Origin of the sequence: Thermus sp. NMX2.A1 (genome assembly GCF_000511705.1) — a bacterium.
GTDB lineage: Bacteria > Deinococcota > Deinococci > Deinococcales > Thermaceae > Thermus > Thermus scotoductus.
In genome coordinates this window covers 1-5,599 of record NZ_ATNI01000024.1, presented here as the reverse complement: position 1 = coordinate 5,599, position 5,599 = coordinate 1, and the positions used below count along the sequence as shown (strand labels likewise).

Genomic DNA, 5,599 nt, shown 5'->3' with positions numbered 1-5,599 from the left:
CCACCATGACCTGGCCCCGGGCCTTGGCCTCGTACATGCGGGTATCGGCGGCGGTGAGGAGCTGGTCCGGGGTGCTGCCGTCCTCGGGGTAGCTGGCCACCCCGATGTTCACCCCCAGGCAGAGGCTGTTAAAGCAAAGGTCCTGGATGGCCTTGGCGTAGCGAAGGGCAGCCGCCACCGCTCCTCTCTTGGGGGTGTGGGGGAAGATGGCGGCGAACTCGTCCCCACCCCAGCGGAAGAGGCGGTCGCCGTTCCGCCTTTCCCGTTCCAGCACCTCGGCCACCTTCATGAGGGCCAAGTCCCCCACGGCGTGCCCCAGCCGGTCGTTCACCGCCTTGAAGCCCTTAAGGTCCAGGACCGCCAGGGAAAGGGGATAGCCGTAGCGCTCGGCCCGTTTGAGCTCCTCTTCCAAAAAACGGTCAAAGGCCCTGCGGTTCCCGAGGCCGGTGAGGTAATCGGTCAGGGCGGATTCCTCCAGGAGTTTCCGGCTACGGCTTTCGTGGAGCAGGCTGGCCAGGGGGGCGGCGAAGAAGCGGGCGGCCTCCAGGGAATCCTCGCCAAAGGCCCGGGGGTCGTGCAGGTTGTCCAGGTTCAAATAGGCCAGCACCTCCCCCTTGTAGGGAATGGGCAGGCAGAGGTTGGCCTTGATCTCCTGGGCTTTTCCTGCAGTGTCGATGATCTCGGGCGGGGCGGTCTGGTGGCTGATCTCGGCGATGGGCCGCTCTTCCAGACTCATGATGCGGGGCTCCCCCTGGCACGCCCGTTCCGCTCCCAGGCCGTACCAGAGAAGCTGGGCTTCCTGGCTGAAGGTAACGGTTTGCAGCCCCTCGAGGTCATAGCCCAAGGCTGCCTTGTAATGGTAGGCTCCTTCCTCCCACACCAGAAGGCTTCCCGCTTCGGAACCCGGCACCTGGCGGACGGCTTCTTCCAGGATGCGCCCGTAGAGTTCTTCGGGAGGTTTCTCCAAAAGCTCCAGGAAAAGCCGGTTTACAATTTCGTGCCGGGTCTTCTCCGTGAGCCGCTCCAGCCCCAGGCCCAGGGTGCGGCAGACCAGGAGGAGGAGTTCCACCTCCGCTCTACGCCAGAGGCGCTCCTCCTTCTGTCCCAAAACCAGCACCCTCCGGCTCCTTGGGGCCTTGGGGGAGGGAATGGGCAGGGCCGCCAGGGTACGCCAGCCCAAAGCCCTAAGGGCAGGTACGGCCTGGGGCTCCTCCGCGTAGCGGGCGGTGAAGAGGGGGCTTTCCGTATGGTAGACCTGCCAGGCCAGGCCCTGGCCAAAGGGAAGGCCTTCCCTTAGGAGTTGGAGCAGGGAGGGTTCCTCCACGCCCTGATGGGCCAGGGCCTCCATACGGGCTCCCCGGGCTTCCCAGAACGTACCGGTCTCCAGATCTAGGGCCTCCAGGAGGAGGGCCAGGGCTTTCTCCGCCGCTTCTTCCAAGGTGGTGGCGCTTTGCAAGCGTAAGGAAAGCTCGCTTAACAGCCTTCGTTCCTCCAGGTCGGCAAGCCGGTCCAGCTGGAGGCTTACCGCCTGGGCGAAGCGCTTAAGTCCCTCCACCTCTTCAGGAGCGAAAGGATTTGGGCGCTCCAGGTTGAGCACGGCCACCACCTCGCCCCGCTCCCAAAGGGGGAGGGCCAGCTCGGAAAGGGTGTGGACACCCGGTGCGGGAATATAGCCTGGCTCCTTCCGTACATCGGGCACGTGGACGGGCTGGGCCGTCGTTAGGGCGCGGCCCAGCACTCCCGTGGCCGGTACCTCCTCCAGGGCCAGGGGGGGAACGCTGGCAAGAAGGCGGAAGCCTTGACTGGTGGGTACCCAAACCCCCACATGTCCCCCGGCTCCCAGAGTAGCCAGGCGCTTGGGAAGGCTTTCCAGAAGGGCCTGGCGGCTTTCCGCCTGGGGCAGGGCCTCGAGGGCCTCGGCTAAGAAGCGCTGGCTTTTAGCTAAAGCCTTGGCCTGGCGGTGGGCCTTTCTCAGGCTTTCGCCGATGCCGTGGGCCAGCCAGGCGGAAAGGAGGAGAAGGGCTGCGGCCATGATATGGAACCCGGGGAAGAGGAGAAGAAGAATCGTGGAAACCCCGGAAGCCAGGAGCCCCCACCCCAGGCCATACATGCTGGCGGTGGAGGCCGTGAAGATCATGAGCCACGGCAAAATATAGGGGTCCGTGTAGCCCAAAATCCCCGCCAGGAGCCCCAGGAGGAGGGAGCCCAAGGCGATGGCAGGGTAGGGCAGAGCCATGTTTGCCCTATCCTAAACGGGAATTCCGCCGTTGCCTAGGGGGTGGGGGCCAGGGCCAGGTAGCCCAGGGCTCTTTGGGCCGCTTTACGGCCGGAGCGCACCACCTCGGGGAGGCCCACCCCCTCCAGGTAGTTCCCCGCCAAGAAGAGGCCCGGGGCCTTAAGAAGGCTCATTTCCAGCCTTTCCATGCGCTCCAGATGCCCCACCCGGTAGGCGGGCATTCCCTCGGGGAAGCGGAAGACCCAGGTGCGCTCCGCCCGCACCTCCTGGCCCAGGAAACGGCGGAGGTCCTCCAGGGCCACCCGGGCAAGCTCCGCCTCGGAAAGCCGCGCCACCTCCCCGGAAAAGTAGGCCCGCACCAGGCTGAACCCCTCCGGGGCCCTCCCGGGCCATTTCTGGTGCGTCCAGGTAAACCCCCTGGCCCTGTAGCCTTCCCCCTTGGCGATGAGGAGGCCATGCCCCAATACGGGAAGCGCTTCGTTAAAGGCGAGGCTCACCGTGGCCGCCGGGGTGTGGGGAATGCCCTTGAGAAGGGCGGTGGCCTCGGGGAGGAAGGGTCTTAGGAGGTGGGCCGCCACGGGGGCGGGGGTGGCCAGGACCACTGCCTCTACCTCCAAGGGTCCCCTGGGGGTGTGGAGGCGGTACCGGCCTCCTAGGGGCTCGAGGGCTAATAAAGGGGTGGCCAGGAGGATTCTTTCCGCCACCTCCTCGGCAAGCTTCCGCGTTAGGGCGGAAAGCCCCTCCTGGAAGGAAAAGAACAGGCTTCCCCCCTCCCGGCTTCCCCGCGTCCTTCTCGCCCGCATGGCCCCCAGGATGAGGCTTCGGTGCTTCCGCTCCAGGTCCAAAAGCTGGGGGAAGGCAGCCTTCATAGAAAGCTCCTCGGGTTCCCCTCCATAGATGCCCCCCGCCAGGGGTGCCACCAGGGCGGCGAAGACCTCGGGGCCAAGCCTCCGTTCCACGAACTCCTTCAGGCTCTCGTCCTCCTTGGCCCCCCGGGGGAGGAAAAGGTCATATAGGGCCCTGAGCTTCCCGGAAAGGGAGAGGAGGGAGGTGCGGTAAAGGCCCTTGAGGTCCCCGGGCACGATCTGCAAAAGCCCCTCGGGGAGGGGATGGGCCTTACCCTTGCGCAGGATCCACGCTGCGGGTTTGGCGGGGAGGGTCCCTATGGGCGTGAGGCCGAAGCGCTCGCCAAGCTCCAGGACCTCCTTCTTGTAGCGCACGCTGGCGTCCGGCCCCCCTTCCACCAGGAAGCCCTCCCCCTTGTGGGTGCGCACCTTGCCCCCCAGGCGGGGGCTTGCCTCCAGGAGGAGGAAGTCCACCCCCGCCTCCTTCAGGGCCAAGGCGGCGGAAAGCCCCGCCCATCCTCCTCCCACCACGGCTACCTGAGCCACGCTGCCTCCACCAGCTCCCTAAGCACCTGGATGTAGTCCAGATCGGCGTTGAGGCTCCGGGCCCGGATGAGCCTTAGTCCCACCTCCTGGGCGGTGGCCTGGGCCTCGAGGTCCAGGTCGTAGTAGACCTCCAGGTGGTCGGCGGGGAAGCCCACCGCCTGCACCACCACCTCCTCAAAGCCCTCCTCCCTTAGGGCCCTGAGGTGCTCGTTGATGTCGGGGCCAAGCCAGGGCTCGGGGGTGCGCCCTGCGGACTGGTAGGCCACGCTAAAGCGGGGCAGGGCAAGCCTCTTGGCGATGAGCTCCGCCGTCCTCTCCACCTGCCGGGGGTAGGGGTCGCCCCGTTCCACCGCCGAGAGGGGGATGGAGTGGGCGGTGAAGACGTAGGCGGCCTTCCTGGGCTCCCTAAGCCGCCATATGGCCTCCTCAAGCCTCCTGGCGTAGGCGGCAATCAGGCTGGGATGGGCCTCGTAGCTTTCCACCCAGACCATCTCGATGGGCTCGGGGAGGGACTTTAGGGCGGCTTCCACCTTCTCCTGGTACTCCGCCACGCTCCTTAGGGAGTAATGGGGGGCGGCCACGATGGCCACCGCCCGCCTCACCCCATCCTCGTGCATGGCGGCGATGGCCTCCCCGATGGAGGGATGCCAGTGCTTGGTGCCCACGTAGACCCGGGCCGGCCCCTGGGGGATGCGGGGGCCGAAGGGGCCCAGGAGGCGCTTGGGGTAGGCGGGGGCCTCGAGGTTCAAAAGCGCCTGGAGCCTGATGGCCTGGACCAGGGTGATCTCGTTCAGGGGGCTTTTGCCGATGGCGTGGTAGCGCTCTTCCAGCTCCCTCACCAGCTCCTTGGAAGGACGCCTTCCCCGGCGGATGTCCGTGTAGTAGGGTTCGATCTCTTCCGGGGTGTAGGGGGTGCCGTAGGCCATGAGGAGTACGTTCATGCTGCTTCCTCCTTTTCCTTGAGGAGTTCTACCACATAGCGCACGTGTTCCACCGGGGTGCCGGGCAGGATCCCGTGGCCCAGGTTGAAGATGTGCCCGGGCCGGCCGGCGTTTTCCGCAAGGATCCTTTCCACCTCCCGCCGGATCACCTCCTTGGGGGCGAAGAGGACCACGGGGTCCAGGTTGCCCTGAATGGGGGTTTCCCCCAGCGCCTCCCGGGCCCAGGGAAGGGGGGTGTGGTGGTCCAGGCCGATCACGTCCCCTCCGGCCTCCTGCATCTCCTTAAGAAGGCCCATGGTCCCCACCCCGAAGTGGATCACGGGCACCCCAAGGGGCCTTAGCTCCTGGAAGAGCCTGGCCATGTGGGGCTTCACGTAGCGCCGGTAGTCCGCGGGGGATAGGGCCCCCACCCAGGAGTCGAAGACCTGGAGGAGATCGGCTCCCGCCTCCACCTGGGCCTTCAGGTAGCGGGCCATGGCCTGGGTGAGCTTCTCCAGAAGCTGGTGCCAGAGGGCTTCCTCCCGGTACATAAAGGCCTTGACCTCCTTGAACTGGCGGCTTGGCCCGCCCTCGATGAGGTAGCTGGCCAGGGTGAAAGGAGCCCCGGCGAAGCCGATGAGGGGCACCTCAAGCTCCCTTTTCAGGAGGCGGATGGTTTCCAGCACGAAGGGCACGGCCTCCTCCGGCTCCAGGGGCCTTAGGGCCTCCACCCCCTTGGAGTCCCGGATGGGCCGGTGGATGACGGGGCCTTTGCCCTCCACCAGGTCCAGCTCCACCCCCATCCCGTAGAGGGGGGTGGTGATGTCCGCAAAGAGGATGGCGGCATCCACCCCAAGCTGTTTCACCGGAAGAAGGGTCACCTCGGCGCAGACCTCGGGGTTCTGCACGATCTCCGGTAGGGTGTAGCGCCCCCGGATCTCCTGGTACTCCTTCTGGTAGCGCCCCGCCTGCCGCATGAACCAGACGGGGGGCCTCGAGGTGGGCCTGCCCCGGGCCGCCTGGAGGATGAGGTCGTTCACGCCCTCCATGCT

The 5,599-nt window shown here is 66.5% G+C and carries 4 protein-coding genes; all 4 read right to left on the bottom strand.

The annotated features are described in order from the left end of the window. A partial coding sequence (locus tag TNMX_RS01145; RefSeq protein WP_038028620.1) for a diguanylate cyclase occupies nucleotides 1–2,236 on the bottom strand: 2,236 nt, incomplete at its 3' end. A 35-nt stretch (nucleotides 2,237–2,271) separates the two neighbouring features. Then, nucleotides 2,272–3,627 (bottom strand): protoporphyrinogen oxidase, encoded by a 1,356-nt coding sequence (hemG, locus tag TNMX_RS01140; RefSeq protein WP_038028619.1) that lies wholly within the window; start codon nucleotides 3,625–3,627, stop codon nucleotides 2,272–2,274. Then, nucleotides 3,615–4,568 carry a ferrochelatase gene (gene hemH, locus TNMX_RS01135; RefSeq protein ID WP_038028616.1) on the bottom strand — a complete coding sequence of 318 codons (954 nt, stop codon included), beginning with the start codon at nucleotides 4,566–4,568 and terminating at the stop codon, nucleotides 3,615–3,617. Before hemH ends, hemG begins: the two co-directional genes overlap by 13 nt. After that, the gene (hemE, locus tag TNMX_RS01130) at nucleotides 4,565–5,596 is read right to left on the bottom strand and encodes a uroporphyrinogen decarboxylase (RefSeq protein ID WP_038028623.1); all 1,032 of its coding nucleotides are present in this window, start codon (nucleotides 5,594–5,596) and stop codon (nucleotides 4,565–4,567) included. Before hemE ends, hemH begins: the two co-directional genes overlap by 4 nt. Nucleotides 5,597–5,599 lie beyond the last annotated feature (3 nt).